We start from the raw sequence: 1,464 nt of genomic DNA, 5'->3' as shown, positions 1-1,464 counted from the left end.
CCCCGCGGGCACGGACGCCCGCGGTACGGCGGAGCCCGGCCCCGCGGGCACGGGACGGCCCGGAGGGCGCCCGCTCAGGCGGATCCGGGGGCGACGACGCGGATCTCGAAGCCGTCGCCGGTGACGACCTGGCCCGCGCGGATCTTGCAGGTCTTGCGGGTCTCGACCTCGCCGTCGACCATTACATCCCCGAGGGAGATGAGGTACTTGGCCTGACCGCCGGTGTCGGTCACGGCGCAGTACTTCAGCAGGTCGCACAGGGGGATGTAGTCGGTCTCCAGCTCAAAGGTCTCGTTCACGGCCACAGCATAGGGCCGGGCGGCGGAAGGGGCCCGCGGACGGCGCGGCGGCCGCCCTCGAAGCGGACGCCCGGACACCGCCCGGACACCGCCCGGACACCGCCTGGGACGGGCACGGGACCGGCACAGTCCTGCGCCCCGCCCGGACGCCGGTCAGATGCCGCGCATGCGCAGCACGTGCAGCGCCAGGGTCAGGTTGAGCCGCAGGTGGGCGTCCTCGGTGAAGTTGCCGAGCAGCCGCTCCAGCTTGCCGATCCGGTAGCGCAGCGTGTTGTAGTGGAAGTGCAGCCGCCGCGCCGTCTCGGCGACGTTGAGGTTGGTCTCCAGCAGCACCTGGAGGGTCCGGCGCAGGTCGGCGTTGTCGGGGTCGTCGTCGGAGGCCAGCGGGCCGAGGGTCTCGCGGACGAAGGCGTGCAGCTCGGCGGTGTCGCTGACCAGCGAGAGCAGCCGGTAGACCCCGAGCTGGTCGAAGTGGGCGACCGCGCCGGGACCGTGCAGCTGGCGGCCGACCCGGGTGGCCTTCAGCGCCTGGGCGTACGCCTCGGGGAGCGCCTCCGCTCCGGAGGCCGTACGGCTGGCGCCGGTGGAGAAGGTGGCGGGCGGCCCGTCGGCGAAGGCGGCCGCGGCGTCCCTGGCCAGGCGGACGGTGTCCACGGCGGCGTCCACGACCGCGACGACCTCGTGGGAGAACCCGGCCACCGCCCCGCGCGGGTCGTGGCGGCGCAGCGCGGCGACCCAGCAGGCGACCAGGCGGTCCTGGACGAGCCGCTCGTCCCCCTCGGGGTCGAGTTCGGCCACCAGCACGGTGAGCGGGCGCCGCAGGTCCCAGCCGAAGGCCTTGGCCCGGGAGGCGACCCGGTCGGAGCCGCCCGCCCGGCCGGTCAGCACGTCGCGCAGGAAGTCGGCGCGGTACTTGCTCTCGACGGCGTTGACCGCCTCCTGCCGGGTGATGACCAGGGCGGCGACGGTGGCGGCGCGCTCCAGAATGCCGATGTCGCCGTCGCCCACCTGCCCGGCGGGGCCGCACGCGACGATCCGGCCGTGGTGGTGCCCGCCCGCCACCACGGGGACGGCCGTGCGGCGGCCCTCGGGCGCGGTGCGCAGCGCGGCCAGGCAGTCACGCCCCATCCGGGCGCTTGCGCGCGTGCGGGTCGCCGTCCGAAGG

2 protein-coding genes are annotated in these 1,464 nt (G+C 75.5%); both read right to left on the bottom strand.

All coding sequences use genetic code 11. The features are described 5' to 3' along the window. Positions 1–74: 74 nt before the first annotated feature. Positions 75–299: an RNA-binding S4 domain-containing protein gene (locus ACWJ6R_RS36210; RefSeq protein ID WP_449066527.1), complete on the bottom strand. Its 225-nt coding sequence runs from the start codon at positions 297–299 to the stop codon at positions 75–77. Positions 300–452: 153 nt separating this feature from the next. Then, the coding region (locus tag ACWJ6R_RS36205) for a PucR family transcriptional regulator (RefSeq protein WP_449066526.1) at positions 453–1,464 on the bottom strand (1,012 nt) is incomplete at its 5' end.

This window comes from Planomonospora algeriensis, assembly GCF_977012225.1.
The sequence above is the reverse complement of the archived record's forward strand: the minus strand, read 5'-3'. Positions and strand labels throughout refer to the sequence as shown.